Genomic DNA, 1,115 nt, shown 5'->3' on the forward strand with positions numbered 1-1,115 from the left:
CGGAGGTATCTCCGGCGGCGCTGAGGCTGCCCGCGGAAGGAGTCACCGAAGCCGGAGTCGTCGACCTCGGCACGGACGGGGTCGCCATGGTCGCGGTGGCCAGCACGGTGAATTTCGCGCTCCGCACACCGGGCGAGCAGGAGGCGCTGGTCGCGTCCTTCGGCCGATATCTGCACTCGATCTCCGCGCCGGTGCAGGTGCTCATCCGAGCCGAACGGCTGGACCTGAGCCGGCAGATCAACGACCTGTGCGAAGCCGCACCCGGTCTACCGCATCCGATGCTCGAAACGGCAGCGCGGGAGCACGCGACCTATCTCGACCAGTTGCGCCGCTCCGCTGACCTGCTGCGCCGCCAGGTTCTGCTGGTGCTCCGCGAGCCGGTCCGCGCGACCGGGCCGACCGACGGGCTCGGCGGCGCGTCCCCGTTTGCCGCGCTGCGGGCTCGGCGCGCCCACAGCCGGGACGCTGAGGTCACCGACACCGCGCGGCGCTCGGCGGAAACCCGGCTCGTGCGGCGGCTGGGTGAAGCGACAGAACTGCTCGCCCCCGCGGGGATCACGGTTACGCCACTGGACGCGGGCCAGGCCACCGCCGTACTAGCCACCGCGTGCAACCCCGACAGCCTGATCCCACCCTCGACGGGGCTGGCCGGCGCGGACGACGTGATCACCACCGCTGCCACCGACCCCTACGACGAGCCGCCAGTCCATTACCGAAGCACGGCCAGCCGGGGCGGGCGCGACAGCGTGTCGCCGGAGTCGACGGCCCTGGATGAATGGGAGGGCGGCGACCTATGAGCCGGAAACTCGGCCGTACTCGAGGCCGCGAGACGCAGCACGCGAAAGCACCAGTGGGCAGGGCCAGTGCGTTCACCCCGGACTCGCTGTCGGTCGCGCCCCGGCACCTGGAGATCGGCGGCGAATGGGTCGCGTCCTTCGCGATCACCGGCTATCCGCGCGAAGTCCACGCAGGATGGCTACAGCCGCTACTGTCCTATCCCGGCCGTGTCGATGTGTCGCTGCACATCGAACCGATCGATCCCGTCACCGCCGCCAACCGGCTCAAGCGCCAGCTGTCCAAGCTGGAGTCAGGGCGGCGACACACCTCGGACAAGG

Annotated in this window: 1 protein-coding gene and 1 pseudogene; both read left to right on the forward strand. The window is 70.8% G+C overall.

Annotation, left to right across the window (positions count from 1 at the left end; all coding sequences use genetic code 11):
* The coding region (locus ACLARN_RS44100; protein ID WP_409497453.1) for a PrgI family protein at positions 1 to 797 on the forward strand (797 nt) is incomplete at its 5' end.
* Positions 794 to 1,115, forward strand: a pseudogene (locus tag ACLARN_RS44105) (conjugal transfer protein TraC); the annotation flags it as partial. The gene ACLARN_RS44100 and the pseudogene ACLARN_RS44105, both read left to right, overlap by 4 nt.

The sequence above is a fragment of the Amycolatopsis sp. cmx-11-12 genome, from assembly GCF_046269425.1.
GTDB lineage: Bacteria > Actinomycetota > Actinomycetes > Mycobacteriales > Pseudonocardiaceae > Amycolatopsis.